15 protein-coding genes and 1 pseudogene are annotated in these 15,907 nt (G+C 72.7%); 10 read left to right on the top strand and 6 right to left on the bottom strand.

Annotation, left to right across the window (positions count from 1 at the left end):
* Positions 1–25 precede the first annotated feature (25 nt).
* Complete coding sequence (locus tag LCD33_RS11885) at positions 26–979, bottom strand: glycosyltransferase family 2 protein (protein WP_224967261.1); 954 nt, start codon at positions 977–979, stop codon at positions 26–28.
* Complete coding sequence (locus LCD33_RS11880) at positions 976–2,715, bottom strand: hypothetical protein (protein WP_224961927.1); 1,740 nt, start codon at positions 2,713–2,715, stop codon at positions 976–978. Before LCD33_RS11880 ends, LCD33_RS11885 begins: the two co-directional genes overlap by 4 nt.
* 420 nt (positions 2,716–3,135) lie before the next feature.
* Here LCD33_RS11880 and rplU point away from each other — a divergent pair, with 420 nt between their 5' ends.
* The 4 genes from rplU (at position 3,136) to proB (ending at position 6,437) form a co-directional block, all read left to right on the top strand.
* Complete coding sequence (gene rplU / locus LCD33_RS11875) at positions 3,136–3,444, top strand: 50S ribosomal protein L21 (protein WP_224961929.1); 309 nt, start codon at positions 3,136–3,138, stop codon at positions 3,442–3,444.
* 14 nt (positions 3,445–3,458) lie between these two features.
* Positions 3,459–3,719: a 50S ribosomal protein L27 gene (gene rpmA, locus LCD33_RS11870; RefSeq protein ID WP_224961931.1), complete on the top strand. Its 261-nt coding sequence runs from the start codon at positions 3,459–3,461 to the stop codon at positions 3,717–3,719.
* Between the two features lie 109 nt (positions 3,720–3,828).
* Complete coding sequence (obgE, locus tag LCD33_RS11865; RefSeq protein ID WP_224961953.1) at positions 3,829–5,316, top strand: GTPase ObgE; 1,488 nt, start codon at positions 3,829–3,831, stop codon at positions 5,314–5,316.
* Complete coding sequence (gene proB, locus LCD33_RS11860) at positions 5,313–6,437, top strand: glutamate 5-kinase (RefSeq protein ID WP_224977848.1); 1,125 nt, start codon at positions 5,313–5,315, stop codon at positions 6,435–6,437. The genes obgE and proB overlap by 4 nt, the downstream gene beginning before the upstream one ends.
* Here proB and LCD33_RS11855 read toward each other — a convergent pair.
* Together LCD33_RS11855 and LCD33_RS11850 are read right to left on the bottom strand one after the other, a co-directional pair.
* Entirely contained in the window at positions 6,434–7,714 is a 1,281-nt protein-coding gene (locus tag LCD33_RS11855; RefSeq protein ID WP_224977847.1) for an MFS transporter, read from the bottom strand. The two genes, proB and LCD33_RS11855, sit on opposite strands and share 4 nt — an antisense overlap.
* An 84-nt stretch (positions 7,715–7,798) precedes the next feature.
* On the bottom strand, positions 7,799–9,916 hold the full coding sequence (locus tag LCD33_RS11850) for an ATP-dependent DNA helicase RecQ (protein ID WP_224977846.1): 2,118 nt from the start codon (positions 9,914–9,916) through the stop codon (positions 7,799–7,801).
* A 97-nt stretch (positions 9,917–10,013) separates the two neighbouring features.
* On the opposite strand from LCD33_RS11850, the gene LCD33_RS11845 reads away from it, so the two are divergent.
* On the top strand, positions 10,014–11,330 hold the full coding sequence (locus tag LCD33_RS11845) for a glutamate-5-semialdehyde dehydrogenase (protein WP_374108123.1): 1,317 nt from the start codon (positions 10,014–10,016) through the stop codon (positions 11,328–11,330).
* A 93-nt stretch (positions 11,331–11,423) separates the two neighbouring features.
* Complete coding sequence (gene nadD / locus LCD33_RS11840) at positions 11,424–12,047, top strand: nicotinate-nucleotide adenylyltransferase (protein WP_224961940.1); 624 nt, start codon at positions 11,424–11,426, stop codon at positions 12,045–12,047.
* A gap of 52 nt (positions 12,048–12,099) precedes the next feature.
* Here the strand turns inward: nadD and LCD33_RS11835 are convergent, their stop codons facing one another.
* Together LCD33_RS11835 and LCD33_RS11830 are read right to left on the bottom strand one after the other, a co-directional pair.
* Positions 12,100–12,606: a GNAT family N-acetyltransferase gene (locus LCD33_RS11835; RefSeq protein ID WP_224961942.1), complete on the bottom strand. Its 507-nt coding sequence runs from the start codon at positions 12,604–12,606 to the stop codon at positions 12,100–12,102.
* Between the two features lie 157 nt (positions 12,607–12,763).
* The gene (locus LCD33_RS11830) at positions 12,764–13,258 is read right to left on the bottom strand and encodes a GNAT family N-acetyltransferase (RefSeq protein WP_224977845.1); all 495 of its coding nucleotides are present in this window, start codon (positions 13,256–13,258) and stop codon (positions 12,764–12,766) included.
* Between the two features lie 147 nt (positions 13,259–13,405).
* On the opposite strand from LCD33_RS11830, the gene rsfS reads away from it, so the two are divergent.
* The 4 genes and pseudogenes from rsfS to LCD33_RS11810 form a co-directional block, all read left to right on the top strand.
* On the top strand, positions 13,406–13,789 hold the full coding sequence (gene rsfS / locus LCD33_RS11825; RefSeq protein ID WP_224977844.1) for a ribosome silencing factor: 384 nt from the start codon (positions 13,406–13,408) through the stop codon (positions 13,787–13,789).
* Entirely contained in the window at positions 13,786–14,397 is a 612-nt protein-coding gene (locus tag LCD33_RS11820; RefSeq protein WP_224961949.1) for a histidine phosphatase family protein, read from the top strand. Before rsfS ends, LCD33_RS11820 begins: the two co-directional genes overlap by 4 nt.
* 27 nt (positions 14,398–14,424) lie before the next feature.
* Positions 14,425–15,285, top strand: a complete 861-nt coding sequence (locus LCD33_RS11815; RefSeq protein ID WP_224977843.1) for a DegV family protein — start codon at positions 14,425–14,427, stop codon at positions 15,283–15,285.
* A gap of 158 nt (positions 15,286–15,443) precedes the next feature.
* Positions 15,444–15,907: pseudogene (locus tag LCD33_RS11810) on the top strand (hypothetical protein); the annotation flags it as partial.

Below are 15,907 nucleotides of genomic sequence, written 5' to 3'. Positions count from 1 at the left end.
GCCACCCGAGCACCGCACAACAGGGTCAGCGAGTGTCCTCGGCGACCAGGTCGGTGACGTCCGCGTCGCGCCCGGTGCGGTGCAGCACCAGTTCGGCGAGCAGCCCGGTGGAGATCATCTGCACCGCGAAGATCTCCAGCAGGATGCCCAGCGTCAGCAGCGGCCGCGTCCCGATCGACTGCTCGGTGAACACCCACACCCCGGTCAGGTACAGCAGGATCAGCGTCCCCGCCGAGCCCGCGGCCATGCCCAGCCCGCCGAACAGGTGCGCGGGCCGCCGCCCGTAGCGGGTCAGCGCCACCACGGTCAGCAGGTCCAGCGCGCCGCGGACGTAGCGCTCCAGCCCGTACTTCGACGTGCCGTGCTCGCGGGCCCGGTGGTGCACCGGCAGCTCCCGCACCCGGTAGCCGAGCTGGTGGGCCAGCGCCGGGATGTAGCGGTGCAGCTCGCCGTACAGCGGTACCCGCCGGTACACCTCGGTGCGGGCCGCTTTGAGCCCGCAGTTGTGGTCGGACAGCCGCAGCCCGGTGATGACCCCGGTCATCCAGTTGAAGAACTTCGACGGCAGCCGCTTGCCCAGCGGGTCCTTGCGCTGCGCCTTGTGCCCGCTGACCAGGTCGGCGCCCGCGTCGAGTTCGGCGAGCAGCCGCGGCACCTCGGCCGGGTCGTCCTGCAGGTCGGCGTCGAGCGTGACCAGCAGCCGCCCGCGCACCTCGGCGACCCCGGCGGCGAGCGCGGCGGCCTTGCCGAAGTTCCGCCGCATCCGCAGGCCGCGGATCCGCGGGTCGGCGGCCGCGTGCTCGGTGATGACCCGCCAGCTGCCGTCCGAGCTGCCGTCGTCGACGACGAGCAGCTCCCAGCTGCGCTGCTGGGCGTCCATCACGGCGGTGATCTCGGCGAACAGCCTCGGCAGGCTCTCGGCCTCGTCCTTCGCCGGGGTCAGCAGGGACACCTCGACGGTCGCGGCGGGCTCGGTCACGACACCACCTCCGGCTGTTCGGTGAGCGGGCGGATCCACCAGCCGTCGGGGAAGCGGAACGCGACGCGCAGCGGCCCGGCGGTGTCGGCGGGGACCACCGCGCGGTAACCGAGGCCGATCTCGATGCCGGGGGTCTGGCTCTCGGCGTCGGAGCGCGGGATGTCGACCACACCGCCGCCGACGACCTCGCCCCGCTGGTCGAGGACGGCGACGCAGCGGGCGCGTTCGATGCCGGAGATCGCCCAGCCCTTGAGCATCCGGGCGCCGCCCTGCACCTGGTCGGTCTCCACGTTGAGGACGACGTCCCAGCCGGCGGGCCGCGGTTCCCGGTAGCTGCCGATGCTGGGCACCCGCCAGTCCGCGGTGTTGACCCGGGTCCCGATCTCGACGTCGTCGCCGCAGCCGAGGGTGAACTCGTCGGAGAACGGGTAGTGCCCGAGCGCCCGCAGCCGCGGCAGCAGCCGCTCGGGGGAGGGGAAGCGGTCGGTGAACGCGTCGGTCGTGCCGACCTTCGCGGCGACCGCCAGCAGGTCCTGGTTCGGCGCGTCCTCGCGCACCGCCTGCGCCATCGGCGCGCCCAGCGCGACGGTGCTGAGCACGGTGGTGAACACCGCGATCGACCGGACTCCGGGCCACCGCGCCCAGGCGACGGCGATGACCAGCACCGCGATCCACAGCGCCGCGGTCATGCTGTTGTACCGGCTCTGCAACCCGGCGGACTCGCCGAACGCGGCCCGCGAACCGGAGATCATCACTGCGCAGCCCGCGGCGTACACGGCGAGGCCCCACCAGGGCGCGCTGGCCGCGCGGTGCTCCGGGCGCAGGCAGCCGGGCAGGTGCAGGGCCAGCACCGCGAGCCCCGCGACCCCGGCGACCAGCGCCAGCGACGGCTCGGTGCCGGTCCACACCATGCCGAGCATGCTCAGCCCGGCCAGCAGGGCCTGCGCCGGATCGTCGGTGGGGGAGGAACCGCCGCCGCCCTGCGGGCCGCGCAGCAGCAGCCAGGTGGCGACCACGAGCACGCCGACGACCATCGGGGTGGCGACGCGGCCGCGCCGCTCCCCGCGCATCCAGCCGACCACCGATAGCGCCGGCCACACCGCGAACGAGGTGCCGTAGCTGATGGAGGCCAGCAGCCCCAGCACCACCGCGGGCAGCAGCCGCCCCCGCTGCATCGCCAGCAGCGCGCCCAGCACCAGCAGCATCGCCAAGATCCACGAGGCGCCGCTCATCGAGCGCACGAAGTTGTGGATGCCGTGCGGGTTGAACACCAGCGTCGAGGTCGCCACCACCAGCGCCGCGCGCTGCCACCGGCTCAGCGAGGCGGGCAGCATCGCCAGCACCAGCAGCACGCAGCCCACGCCGAACGCCAGCACCACCAGCCCCAGCGGGTGGTTGAGCCCGTGCCCGAACCGGGCGCTGAGCCAGAACAGCAGGCTCGGCAGCACGAACGGGTGCTCGTTGCGGAAGCCGAACAGCGCCTCCGGCCGCAGCGAGCCGTCCTCGCCGGTGATGTCCAGCAGGACCCACCAGTAGTCGTAGAAGTGCAGCTGGGGCGCGCGCAGCACCTCCCGCAGCATCATCAGCGGCGGTACGAGGGCCGACAGCAGCAGCAACCGGGGCCCGAGCGGACCTTCGCGCAGCCGCCGGAAGCGGTCGCGCGGCAGGTCGTCCCGGCCCTCGGATTCGGTGTGCTCGTCGCGCCCCGGAACGGACTCGGCTGCGATCTCGGTCACGCGAATTTCCCCATGTCACGGTAGAACGGCGACCCACCGTAGCAAGCGGTCCGGCGGGTTCCGGGGCCTTCGCCCGCATTGATCGGTGCGCCGTTCGCCACGTCCGACGGGCCGTTCCGGGGGTGCGCGTCGGGCCGGATCCGGCCTGGCATACGCTGTCGTCCTGCCCGCTCGCGGCTGCTCCGACCCCTCGTGGTCGGGCGCCACCGGGTGGTCTGTATGCTGTGTGAGCACTTCTCGCCGCCGGACGGGCGGAGAGGCAAAACGCCTGTAGAACCCGGTGTGCCCCTCGTGGGGACGAGGGTCGCGACGCAGGAACCCCCCGAAGCCCGGCTCGGCCGGGCGGTAGGAACTCCGGTTCGCCGGAGAGGGCGTCAACGGGTGAACCAAGCGAACCGAGTAGCAGGAGACTTCCGACTCATGTACGCGATCGTCAAGACCGGCGGCAAGCAGTACAAAGTGGCGGTCGGGGACGTCGTCGAGGTCGAGAAGCTCGAAGGCGACTCCGGCACCGAGGTCACCTTCCCGGCTGTTCTGGTCGTCGACGGCACCGACGTCACCGCCGACGCCGACGCACTGGCGAAGGTTTCGGTGACCGGGAAGCTGGTCGAGCAGACCAAGGGCCCCAAGATCCGCATCCACAAGTTCAAGAACAAGACCGGATACCAGAAGCGCCAGGGTCACCGTCAGAAGTTGACCCGCGTTGAGGTCACCGGCATCACCAAGTGAGGACCTGAGTAGTCATGGCACACAAGAAGGGCGCTTCCAGCTCTCGCAACGGCCGCGACTCGAACCCCCAGTACCTCGGGGTCAAGCGCTACGGCGGCCAGGTCGTCAAGGCCGGTGAGATCCTGCTTCGGCAGCGCGGCACCAAGTTCCACCCCGGCCTGAACGTCGGCCGCGGCAAGGACGACACGCTGTTCGCGCTGTCGGCCGGTGAGGTCGAGTTCGGCAGCAAGCGCGGTCGCAAGACCGTCAACATCGTGCCGGCCGAGGTCGTCTGACCCGGCTCTCGGCACCAGCAGTTCCCGACGAGGGGCGGGTCCGGTCTCTGCACCGGCCCGCCCCTCGTTCGCGTTCGCGGAACGCATCGAATGTCAGCACTCCCCGCACCTGGAGGGACTCGTGTCGCGGTTCGTTGACCGCGTGACCATCCACATCGCCGCTGGCGATGGGGGCAATGGCTGCGCCTCGGTCCACCGGGAGAAGTTCAAACCGCTCGGCGGCCCCGACGGCGGCAACGGCGGCCGCGGCGGCGACGTGCGGCTCGTCGTCGACCCCGGCGTGCACACGCTCCTGGACTTCCACCACCGCCCGCACGCGACCGCGGCCAGCGGCAAGCAGGGGCGCGGCAGCCTGCGCAACGGCGCCATCGGCGAAGACCTGGTGCTGCCCGTCCCGGACGGCACGGTCGTGCTCACCGAGAGCGGTGAGGTGCTGGCCGACCTGGTCGGGCCGGGCACCACGTTCATCGCGGCCGAAGGCGGCCGCGGCGGGCTGGGCAACGCGGCGCTGGCCTCGAAGGCGCGCAAGGCGCCCGGGTTCGCGCTGCTCGGCGAGCCGGGGGACGAGCAGGACCTGGTGCTGGAGCTGAAGTCCGTCGCCGACGTGGGGCTGCTCGGCTTCCCGTCCGCGGGCAAGTCCTCGCTGATCTCGGTGGTCTCCGCGGCCAAGCCGAAGATCGCGGACTACCCGTTCACCACGCTGGCGCCGAACCTCGGCGTGGTCACCGCGGGCGAGACCGTGTTCACCGTCGCCGACGTCCCCGGCCTGATCCCCGGCGCCAGCGACGGGCGCGGGCTCGGCCTGGACTTCCTGCGGCACATCGAGCGGTGCGCGGTGCTGGTGCACGTGGTGGACTGCGCGACGCTGGAGCCGGGACGCGACCCGCTGTCCGACATCGACGCGCTGGAAGAAGAGCTGGCCCGGTACACGCCCGCGCTGCAGGGCGAGCACGGCGACCTCGGCGACCGGCCGCGGCTGGTGGTGCTGAACAAGGTGGACGTGCCGGAGGCCCGCGAGCTGGCCGAGCTGATCCGTCCCGACCTGGAGTCCCGCGGCCTGCGCGTGTTCGAGGTGTCGGCGGCCAGCCACGAAGGTCTCCGTGAGCTGTCGTTCGCGATGGCCGAGGAGGTCGAGCGCTACCGGGCTTCGCTGCCCGAACCGGAGCCGGCCCGGGTCGTGGTGCGCCCGCGCGCCATCGGCGACAGCGGTTTCACCGTGGAGACCGACCCGGAGGACGACGAGGCGTTCGTCGTGCGCGGCGAGAAGCCGGAGCGGTGGGTGCGCCAGACCGCGTTCGACAACGACGAGGCGGTGGGCTTCCTCGCCGACCGGCTCGCGAAGCTCGGCGTGGAGGAGGCGCTCGGCAAGGCCGGTGCCGAACCGGGCAGCCAGGTCACCATCGGCGGCGTCACGTTCGACTGGGAGCCGTCCACCCCGGCGGGGGTCGCGGCCGTGCTCACCGGCCGCGGCACCGACTCGCGCCTGGACGCGACCGACCGGATCGGCGCGGCCGACCGGAAGGCGGCGAAGAAGGCCCGCCGCGGGAACCTCGACGCGGAAGGCGGCTACGCCGGGGGAGCCGAGGAGGACGAGTGACCGGCGCGGTGCAGTCCTCGCCGACCCGCGACTCGATCGCGGCGGCGCACCGCATCGTCGTCAAGGTCGGCTCGTCCTCGTTGACCACCGGCCGGGGAGCGCTGGACCAGGCGCGGCTCGCGGCCCTGGTGGACGCGGTGGAAGCACGCGTCGCCACCGGCGGCCAGGTCGTGGTGGTGTCCTCCGGTGCCATCGCCGCGGGCATCGCCCCGCTGGGGCTGCGCCGCCGTCCGCGCGACCTGGCCACCAAGCAGGCCGCGGCGAGCGTGGGGCAGCAGGCGCTGGCGCACGCCTACGCCGAGTCCTTCGCCCGCTACCGGCGCACCGTGGGGCAGGTGCTGCTCACCGCCGACGACGTGGTGCGGCGCGCGCACTACCGCAACGCGCAGCGCACGTTGAACCGGCTGCTCACCCTCGGCGTGGTGCCGGTGGTGAACGAGAACGACACGGTCGCCACCGCGGAGATCCGGTTCGGCGACAACGACCGGCTGGCCGCGCTGGTCTCGCACCTGGTCGGTGCCGACGCGCTGCTGCTGCTGTCCGATGTGGACGCCCTGTACGACGGGGATCCGCGCGGCGGTGGGGCGTCGGCGATCCGCGAGGTCACCAGCGCCGCCGACCTGGCCGGGGTGGACGCCGGCGCCTCGGGTTCCGGGGTGGGCACCGGTGGCATGGCCTCGAAGGTGGAGGCCGCGCGGGTCGCGTGCACCGCGGGCATCCCGGTGCTGCTGACCTCGGCGGCGCAGGCCGCACGGGCCCTCGGCGCCGCCGACGTGGGCACCGCGTTCGCCACCACCGGCAGCAGGCTCTCCGCCCGGCGCTTCTGGCTGGCGCACGCGGCGGGTGCGCGCGGCAGGTTGTGGATCGACGACGGCGCGGTCGCGGCCGTGGTGCGGCGGCGCCGCTCGCTGCTGGCCGCGGGGATCACCTCGGTGGAGGGCGCGTTCGACGGCGGGGACGTGGTGGAGCTCGTCGACCCGGCCGGAGCCGTGGTGGCCCGCGGCGTCGTCGCCTACGACGCGGCGGAACTGCCGGAGCTCGTCGGCCGGTCCAGCCACGAGCTGCCCGCCGAGCAGCGCCGCGAAGTGGTGCACGCCGACGACCTGGTGCCGCTGCGCTAGCGCAGTTCGCTGCCCCGGGTTTCCGGCAGCGCCAGGATCACGAAGAACGCGATGACGGCCGCGGCCGCGATGTACCAGAAGAACAGCGCCTCCGCGCCGAACGCGGCGAACGCCTGGATCACCAGGGGCGCCGTCCCGCCGAACACCGCGACGGTCAGGTTGTACCAAGCGCCGATGCCGAGGCCGCGCAGCTCCGTCGGGAAGAGCTCCGACATGATCGCCGGGGCGATCGAGGTCATCGCCGAGTAGAGCCCGACGCCGACGCAGAACACCACCAGCAGCCCGCCGAGTCCCGGCCCGACCAGCGCGGACAGCGGCACGATCAGCACCGCCGTCGCGGCCGACCACACCAGCAGCTGCGGCTTGCGGCCGAACCGGTCGGAGAGCGCCCCCATCGGGTACTGCAGCGCGATGAACAGCACCGTCGCCACCGACAGCGCGAGGAACACGTCCGTCGCGTCCGCGTGCCGGGTGTCCACGGCGAACGGGGTGAGCGCGCTGAAGAACGTGTAGTAGCAGAGCGTGGAGAGCATGCTGAACCCGATGAGCATGCCCACGGCCTGGGGGTGCAGCCGCAGCGTCGTCCACAGTGGACTACGCAGCGCCCGCGCCTTCTCCCGGTTGTCGGCGAACTGCTCGGTCTCCTCCAGCGACCGCCGCAACCAGATGCCGATCAGGCCGAGCACCCCGCCGATGACGAACGGGATGCGCCAGCCGAACGCGGTCAGCTGCTGCTCGGTCAGCACCGAGGTCAGCAGGTACCCCAGCAGCGAGGCCACCAGCAGCGCCGCCCCGGTGGAGATGTAGAAGAACGACGAGTACCGGCCGCGCCTGCTCGCCGGGGCGATCTCGGCCAGATAGGCGGAGGCGTTCGAGACCTCACCACCCAGCGACAGCCCCTGCCCGATGCGCGCGAGCACCAGCAGCACCGGTGCGCCCCAGCCGATCAGGTCGAAGGTGGGCAGCACCCCGATCAGCAGCGAGCCGCCCGCCATCAGCGCGATCGTCAGCAGCATCGCCGTCTTGCGCCCGCGCAGGTCGGCGAACCGGCCCAGCAGCCAGCCGCCGAGCGGGCGGAAGAAGAACGCGAGCGCGAACGTCGCCAGCGTGTTCACCAGCGCCAGCTCACCGGGGAAGAAGCGGCTCGCGAAGTACACGCTGAACGCGCTGTAGATCGTCCAGTCGTACCACTCGATCGCATTGCCGATGCTGGCCGCGACCAGCTTGCGCACCGGAAGCCGGTGCCGCTCCGGCACCTCCGACCTCGACGTCACCATCCGCAGCCTCCCCCGCACAGACCGCGTCACACTATGGCGGTCCGTGCCCGGTTGGGAACCCTTCCCAGCTCCCGGGAACCGCGGTCAGCCCGTCGAGGCGAGGGTGAACGGCAGCACCGCGGGGGCGCCCGCGAGCCGCAGCGTGCGGGCCACGATCGCCGCGGTCCAGCCGGTGTCGGCGTAGTCGTCCATCAGCAGCACCGGGCCGTCCAGCTCGGCGATCCGCGACGCGAGCTCGTCGGGGATCTTGAACTGGCCGCGGAGCGTGCCGACGCGCTGCGCGCTGTTGCCCCGCCGCGGCGTGCTGTCCGGGTTGGTGGCGACCTCGCCGAGCAGCGGCAGCCTCCCGATGGTGGCGATGCGCTGCGCGAGGCTGCGCACCAGCAGCGGCCTGCTGTTCGAGCCGACGGAGACCACGCCGACCGGCCGCTGCTCCCACTTCCACGCGGCGAGCACCTGCACGCACGCCTGGAACAGGTCCTCCGGCAGCTCCTGGTCCGGGACGCCGTTGCCCAGCAGCTCGCGCAGCCGGTTTCCCCAGCCGATGTCGGTCAGCCTGCCGACGGCCCGGCCCTGCTCGGCGCGTTCGGCCGCGGGTAGCCGCCCCGACACGGGCACGCCCAGCGCGTCCATCCCGGTGGGCCACATCTTGCGCGGTTCCAGCTCCACGCCGGGCCGGTGCAGCCGTTCGGTCGCCCGCTGCACCACCTGCTCGTCGACCTCGGCGGAGTGGCGCTGCCCGGTGCAGTTGTCGCAGCGGCCGCACGGTTGCGCGTGCGGGTCGTCGAGCTGGCGGCGCAGGAACTCCATCCGGCAGTCCGGGGTGGCGAGGTAGTCCAGCATGGCCTGCTGCTCGGCGGCGCGTTCCGCGGCGATCCGCCCGTAGCGCTCCGCCTCGTAGGTCCACGGCTCGCCGGTCGCCTCCCAACCGCCCTTGACCCGGCGCACCGCGCCGTCCACGTCGAGGACCTTGAGCACCATCTCCAGCCGGGAGCGGCCCAGGTCGACGCGGGGCTCCAGCGCGGCCGTGGACAACGTGCCTGCTTCGGTGAGGGCGGCGAGGATGGCGCGCACCGTGGCCTCCGGTGGGAACGCCAGTGATGCGAAGTAGCGCCAGATCTCCTGGTCCTCCGGGCCGGGCAGCAGCAGCGCCTCCGCCCGCCGCACGCCGCGGCCGGCCCGCCCGATCTGCTGGTAGTAGGCGATCGGCGAGGACGGCGCCCCCAGGTGCACCACGAACCCCAGGTCGGGCTTGTCGAAGCCCATGCCCAGCGCCGAGGTGGCGACCAGCGCCTTCACCCGGTTCGCCAGCAGGTCCTCCTCGGCGCGCTGCCGCTCCTCCGGGTCGGTGCGGCCCGAGTAGGACGCCACCTCGAAACCCTGGTCGCGCAGGTAGCCGGCGACCTCCTCGGTCCCCGCGACGGTGAGCGTGTAGATGATCCCGGAACCGGTGAGCTCGCCGAGGTTGCTCGCCAGCCACGCCAGCCGCGCCTGCGCCGTCGGCAGCTCCACCACGCCGAGCCGCAGGCTCTCCCGGTCGAGGGTGCCGCGCAGCACCAGCGTCTCCTGCGGGTCGCTGAACTCGCCGCCGACGCCGAGCTGCTCGGACACGTCCTGCACGACGCGGTCGTTGGCGGTGGCGGTGGTGGCCAGCACCGGCACGCCCTCGGGGAGCTCGCCCAGCAGCGTTCGCAACCTGCGGTAGTCCGGACGGAAGTCGTGGCCCCAGTCGGAGATGCAGTGCGCCTCGTCCACCACGAGCAGGCCCGCGCTGTGCGTCAGCTCGGGCAGCACGGTGTCCCGGAAATCCGGGTTGTTCAGCCGTTCGGGGCTCACCAGCAGCACGTCCACGTCGCCGACGGCGATCTGCTCCTCGATGGCCTGCCACGCCTGCGGGTTCGCCGAGTTGATGCTGGCGGCGCGGACCCCGGCGGCCTCGGCGGCTTCGACCTGGTTGCGCATCAGCGCCAGCAGCGGCGAGACGATCACCGTGGGGCCTTCGCCGAGTTCGCGCAGCAGCGCCGTGGCCAGGAAGTACACCGCCGACTTGCCCCAGCCGGTGCGCTGCACCACGAGCGCGCGGCGGCGGTGCAGCACGAGCGCTTCGATGGCGCGCCACTGGTCGTCGCGCAGCACGGCGTCCGGACCGGCCAGCGCGCGGAGCCGTTCGTCGGCGAGTTCCCGCAGGGCTTGTTCGTCCACGCCACGATTCCTACCGGACGGCCCCGACGCGCCCGGCACCGCCCGCCGGTTCCTCACCAGCGGAACTCCGTTGCGCCGCCCCACTAGGCTGGGGTGCGTGACGACGAGCATCGATGCCTCCACCGACCAGCACGCGCAGGCCTCCGGCGACGAGCTCCGCGAGCAGGTGCGCGCGGCGGCCCGCGCCGCCCGCGACGCCGCCGCGGAACTGGCCCTGCTGCCGCGCGGCGCCAAGGACTCCGCACTGCGCGCCATGGCCGACGCGCTGGTCGAACGGGCCCCGGAGATCTTGGCGGCGAACGAGCTCGACGTCGCGCGGGCCGAGGAGAACGGCACCGCCGCCGGGCTGATCGACCGGCTGCGCCTGACCGACGATCGCGTCGCGAGCATCGCCGACGGCCTGCGCACCGTCGCCGGGCTGCCCGACCCGACCGGTGAGGTGGTGCGCGGCAGCGTGCTCGCCAACGGGCTGCAGCTGCAGCAGGTCCGGGTGCCGCTGGGCGTCGTCGGCATCGTCTACGAGGGCAGGCCCAACGTGACCGTGGACGCGGCCGGGCTCACCGCGAAGTCCGGGAACGCGGTGCTGCTGCGCGGATCGGCCTCCGCCGAGCGCTCGAACACCGCGCTCGTCGGGGTGCTGCGCGACGTCCTCGTCGAGCAGGGGCTGCCCGCGGACGCGATCCAGCTGCTGCCCAGCCACGACCGCGCCTCGGTGCGGCATCTGATCACCGCGCGGGGGCTGGTCGACGTGGTGATCCCGCGCGGCGGCGCCGGGCTGATCTCCACGGTCGTCGAGCAGTCCACCGTGCCCACCATCGAGACCGGCGTCGGCAACTGCCACGTCTACGTCGACGCGCGCGCCGACATCGACACCGCGCTGCGCATCCTGCTGAACTCCAAGGCCCGCCGTCCCAGCGTGTGCAACGCGGCCGAGACGCTGCTGGTGCACCGGGACATCGCCGCCGAGTTCGTGCCCCGCGCCGTCGCCGAACTGCGCGCCGCGGGCGTCACCGTGCACGGCGACGAGGAGGTCGCCCGGCTCGGTGGTTCCGGCGTCCTCGCCGCCGAGGACTCCGACTGGGACACCGAGTACGGCTCGCTGGACATCGCCGCCGCCGTCGTCGACTCGTTGCAGGCCGCCACCGAGCACATCCGCGCGCACGGCTCCGGGCACACCGAGGCGATCGTGACCGACGACGTGCGCGCGGCCCGGTCCTTCACCGCCCGCGTCGACTCGGCGGCCGTCATGGTCAACGCCTCGACCGCGTTCACCGACGGCGCCGAGTTCGGGATGGGCGCCGAGATCGGCATCTCCACCCAGAAGCTGCACGCGCGCGGCCCGATGGGGCTGCCGGAGCTGACCTCCACCAAGTGGCTCGTGTACGGCGACGGGCACGTGCGGCCCGCGGGCTGAGTCCGCCGGTGACCCGTCCCCGGGGTGGGATCGGTCACCGTCACGACGTTCATCGGGGCTGGTCGGGGCGTCGCTCGTTTAGGGTCTGCAGTCATGTCTCGTCGGCGCCGTATCGGGGTCATGGGTGGCACCTTCGACCCGATCCACCACGGCCACCTCGTAGCGGCCAGTGAAGTGCAGGCCCAGTTCGGCCTCGAACAAGTGATCTTCGTGCCGACCGGTCAGCCGTGGCAGAAGGGTCACGAGGCGGTCAGCCCCGCCGAGGACCGCTACCTGATGACGGTGGTCGCCACCGCCTCCAACCCGCGGTTCTCGGTGAGCCGGGTGGACGTGGACCGCAGCGGCCCCACCTACACCGCCGACACCCTCAGCGACCTGCGCGCGCTGTACCCGGATGCCGAGCTGTACTTCATCACCGGCGCCGACGCGCTGGAGCAGATCCTGTCCTGGCACCGGGTGGAGGAGCTGTTCGAGCTCGCCCACTTCATCGGCGTCACCCGTCCCGGCTACTCGCTCGACGACGCGCACCTGCCGCAGGGGTCGGTGTCGCTGGTGGAGATCCCGGCGATGGCGATCTCCTCCACGGGCTGCCGCCAACGCGTCCACGCCGGACTGCCGGTCTGGTACCTCGTCCCCGACGGGATCGTCCAGTACATCACCAAGCGCGGCCTCTACCGCCCCGACGACGCCGGACCCGCACCGGAGTGGGGGCCGTGAGCAGCCGGTACGACCTCGGTACAACTCAGACCGGGAGCCGTCCCCGGCGCGGTCAGAGCACCTTCTGGAACAGGGTGACGCTGAACTGCCCGTCGGTGAAATCGCGGCGTCCCACCTCGCGGAAACCGAGGTCGCGGTAGAAGGCGCGGAGGACCTCGTTCGACTCGTCGCAGTCCAGCCGCAGGAACCGAGCCCGACTCGCCCGACCTCGATCACCGGCCCAGCGCAACAACGAAGAACCGAGCCCGTGTCCCGCTTTCCGCCGACTCACCATGAGGCCGTGGACGTAGACGGCCGGCGTGGGGTCGTCGCCCCAGAAGGCCGGGTCGGCACGGAGGATCCGCAAGGCGGCGACGAGACCGAGATCGGCGTCTCGCAGGACGTACCACTCGTGTCGCGCGATCTGGGACGCGATGTCGTGCGGGCTCACTTCGCCGGGTTGCCACTGGTCGACGTCCTTCGCCTGGAGCCAGTCCTCGAGCTCTCGCCGAAGCCGGTGGAGACCGTGGACGTCCGCCGATATCGCCGGTTCGAGTGGCGGCGTCCGCTCCGGAGTCACGCAAGCCAACGTAGCGGTCCGGAGCCCTCGTGCGGCCGTAGTGGAACCACTTCGCCGCCGTCAAGACCGTGCCGGGCGCTCGGCCGGTGGGCTGTCGGCAGCGGTACGCGCTCGAGCACCGGATTCGGTGCGCCGCCCCGACTGCGCGGGGTGGCCGTCAGGTCAGGTCCAAGGCGAGCAGGACGTCGTCGACGTAGGTCCCGCCCAGGAGGAACTGCTCGCGCTCGACGCCCTCGACCCGGTAGCCGAGCCGCTCGTACAACCGCTGCGCCCGCGGATTGCCGCCGAGCACCCGCAGGGTGATGCGCCGCGCGCCCCGGGCGACCGCCTCCGCGCGAGCGGCCCCGAGGAGCTCGGTCCCGGCCCGGCGGCCCTGGTACTCCGGAACCACGGACAGGCCGTAGATCTGCTGCACGTGCGCGGCGGCCGCGCCGAGCCTGGGCTGGGCGGTCGCCATCGGGACGAGCTTGATCAAGCCGATCGGTTCGTCCGCGGCGAGCGCTACGAGCACGTTCTCCGGGACGACCGGCTCGCGGAAGAACGGGGCGTCGGCGGCGGGTCGGGGGAACACGGACGATTCCGGGGTCCACGCGGCGCGCGAGATCCGCGCCAGCGCCCGCTCGTCGTCCTGCCGCGCCGGACGTATCCGCATCTCGCCTCCTCGCACCGTTCCAGTGTCCGATCGGCGGCAACCGGTTTTCCCGTTCCGCCGTCCGACCCCGGCGGGTCGCGGGAGGCGTGCACGCGCTGGCTATCCTGGGTCGCGTGGGCGGAACCGTGCCCGCCTGAGAGGAGAGACGTGGCAGCCACTGAGGAAGCCCGCAGGCTGGCCCTGGTCGCGGCGCAGGCCGCGGCCGACAAGAAGGCGAACGATCTCGTGCTGCTCGACGTCTCCGAGCAGCTGGTCATCACCGACTGCTTCGTGATCGCCTCGGCGGCGAACGAGCGCCAGGTCGATTCGATCGTGGAGAACGTCGAGGAGAAGATGCGCGCCGCGGGCACCAAGCCGGTGCGGCGCGAAGGCGCCCGCGAGGGGCGCTGGGTGCTGCTCGACTTCGTCGACGTGGTCGTACACGTGCAGCACACCGAGGAACGCGCCGTCTACGAGCTGGAACGGCTGTGGAAGGACTGCCCGCGGATCGACTTCGTGGACAGCGCCGAGCAGCGGGACGGCGACGAGTGAGCTTGGCTCGCCTGGTGCTCTGGCGGCACGGCGAGACGGACTACAACGCCGCCGGCCGCATCCAGGGGCACCTGGACACCTCCCTGACCGACGCGGGCATCGCGCAGGCGCAGCGGGCCGCCCCGGTCGTCGCGGCCTTCGAACCGGAGGTCGCGGTCGGGTCGGACCTGCGTCGCGCGAGCGCCACCGCGGCCGCGTTCACCGAGCTCTCCGGGATGCCGGTGCGCCAGGACAAGCGGTTGCGGGAGACGCACCTGGGCGAGTGGCAGGGGCTCAGCGGCGCCGAGGTGGAGCACGGCTGGCCGGGCTCGATGGCCGTGTGGCGCTCGGACGCCACCTGGTCCCCGCCGGGCGGCGAGTCCCGCGTCGAGGTGGCGGAGCGGGCCTTCGAAGTCGTGTCGGAGCTGGACACCACCTACCAGGAGACCGCGCTGGTCTGCGCGCACGGCGGCCTCATCACCGGGCTCACCGCCCGGATGCTGGAGCTGCCGGTGGAGTTGTGGCCGAGCCTCGGCGGGATCTCCAACTGCCACTGGGTGGTGCTGACGCGCCGCACCGGGACCGACCGGTGGCGGCTGACCACGTACAACGGTGGTGTCCCCGCCTGAGCACCGCTCCTGGTTAGGGTTGCGCGCGTGTCCGTAGCCGTCGTCACCGATTCGACCGCGTACCTGCCCGCGGGTTTCGCGCAGCGGCACGCGCTCCGGGTGGTCCCGCTGCACGTGAGCGTGCAGGGCGCCGATTCGATCCCGGAGCACGAGTTCGACTCGGGCCGGTTGACGGCCGCCTGGGATCGCAAGGAGCGCGTGACCACGTCCGGCGCGAGTGCGGGCGAGTTCGCCACCGCCTACCGGGAAGCGCTGCAGAGCGGGGCGGACGGCGTCGTGTCGGTGCACCTGTCCCGCCGGTTGTCGGGTACCTGGGACGCGGCCCGGCTGGCGGCTCGCGAGGTCGATCCGAATCGGATCCGGGTGGTCGACTCGCGGTCCGCGGCGATGGGGCTGGGGTTCGCGGCGCTGGGCGCGGCGGACAGCGCCCGGGCCGGAGCCGGGCTGTCGGCGGTGGAGAGCCGGGCGGCCTTGATCGCGCAGCGGACCCGCACGTTGTTCTCCGTGCAGACCTTGGAACACCTGCGCCGCGGTGGCCGGATCGGTGCCGCGGCGGCGGTGCTGGGCACGGCGCTGGCCATCAAACCGCTGCTGCACGTCCACGAGGGCCGCGTGGAGCTGCTGGAGAAGGTGCGGACGACGGCTCGCGCGCACGCCCGCCTGCTCGACCTGGTGGCCCGGGGGGCGGAGTCGGGTTCGCTGTCGGTGGCGATCCACCACTTGGACGCCCCGGAGTGGGCGGAGCGGTTGGCCGAGCAGTTGCGGCGCCAGGCTTCGGTCGCGCTGGACTGCGTGGTCTCCGAGGTGGGGCCGGTGGTGGGGGCGCACATCGGTCCCGGTGCGCTCGGGGCCGTGGTGCTGCCCGGTGGCTGGCGGCTCGCGCGTTGAATTTCCAGTAGGCGAATTCGGATTCGATTCCTTTCGGGGGAATTCTCCGTCGCCTGTTCGTGATGAATTGCGCCGAGTTGTCCACAGGTCGGCGATCCATCCACAGATGTCGAACTCGGGGCTGGTCGAAGTCGGCGTCCGTTCTTACCGTCGAATTCATGGCCGTCCCCACTCTCTTCCGCGGCATCCTCGACGATTCCGCCGCCCCCGACGACACCCCGCGCAGCCGCCTGCTGGCGTTGAAGCAGCAGGCGGAGCGCGACGGTGCGGGCACCGGGCGAGCGCTCCGGTTCCGCCCGTCCGACGACGAAATCACCGATCCACCCGATGTGGCGGGCGAACCGGAATCGCGCGCCGGACCCGATTCCACCGGTAGGCATTCCGCCCGTGAACCGTCCCACGGGCAGTTCGCCGGAATGCGCAGGCACTTGCAGAGGTGGCTGCCCGATTCCGTGCTGCGCGCCAGAATCGACCCCGGACGCGCGGGGCGGATCGGGTTGCTGCTCGCGGCCGTGCTGGCGCTGCTCGCCGTCGCGGTCACGACCTGGCTGGATCGACCCGTCGCCGAGCCCGCGCCGACCCCGCCGCTCCCGCTGGCCGCGGCCCCCGCCGCGCCCCCCCC

It is taken from the genome of Saccharopolyspora sp. 7B (assembly GCF_020177435.1).
In the GTDB taxonomy this organism is placed as follows: Bacteria; Actinomycetota; Actinomycetes; order Mycobacteriales; family Pseudonocardiaceae; genus Saccharopolyspora_C; species Saccharopolyspora_C gregorii.
Note: the sequence above shows the minus strand (reverse complement) of the source record. Positions and strands in the feature narration are given on the sequence as shown.

Bases quoted from the DNA above. Each gene is read 5' to 3' on its own strand.
- rplU (WP_224961929.1), top strand. From the start codon at position 3,136: ATGTACGCGATCGTCAAGACCGGCGGCAAGCAGTACAAAGTGGCGGTC.
- rpmA (WP_224961931.1), top strand. From the start codon at position 3,459: ATGGCACACAAGAAGGGCGCTTCCAGCTCTCGCAACGGCCGCGACTCG.
- LCD33_RS11855 (WP_224977847.1), bottom strand. From the start codon at position 7,714: ATGGTGACGTCGAGGTCGGAGGTGCCGGAGCGGCACCGGCTTCCGGTG.
- nadD (WP_224961940.1), top strand. From the start codon at position 11,424: ATGTCTCGTCGGCGCCGTATCGGGGTCATGGGTGGCACCTTCGACCCG.
- LCD33_RS11830 (WP_224977845.1), bottom strand. From the start codon at position 13,258: ATGCGGATACGTCCGGCGCGGCAGGACGACGAGCGGGCGCTGGCGCGG.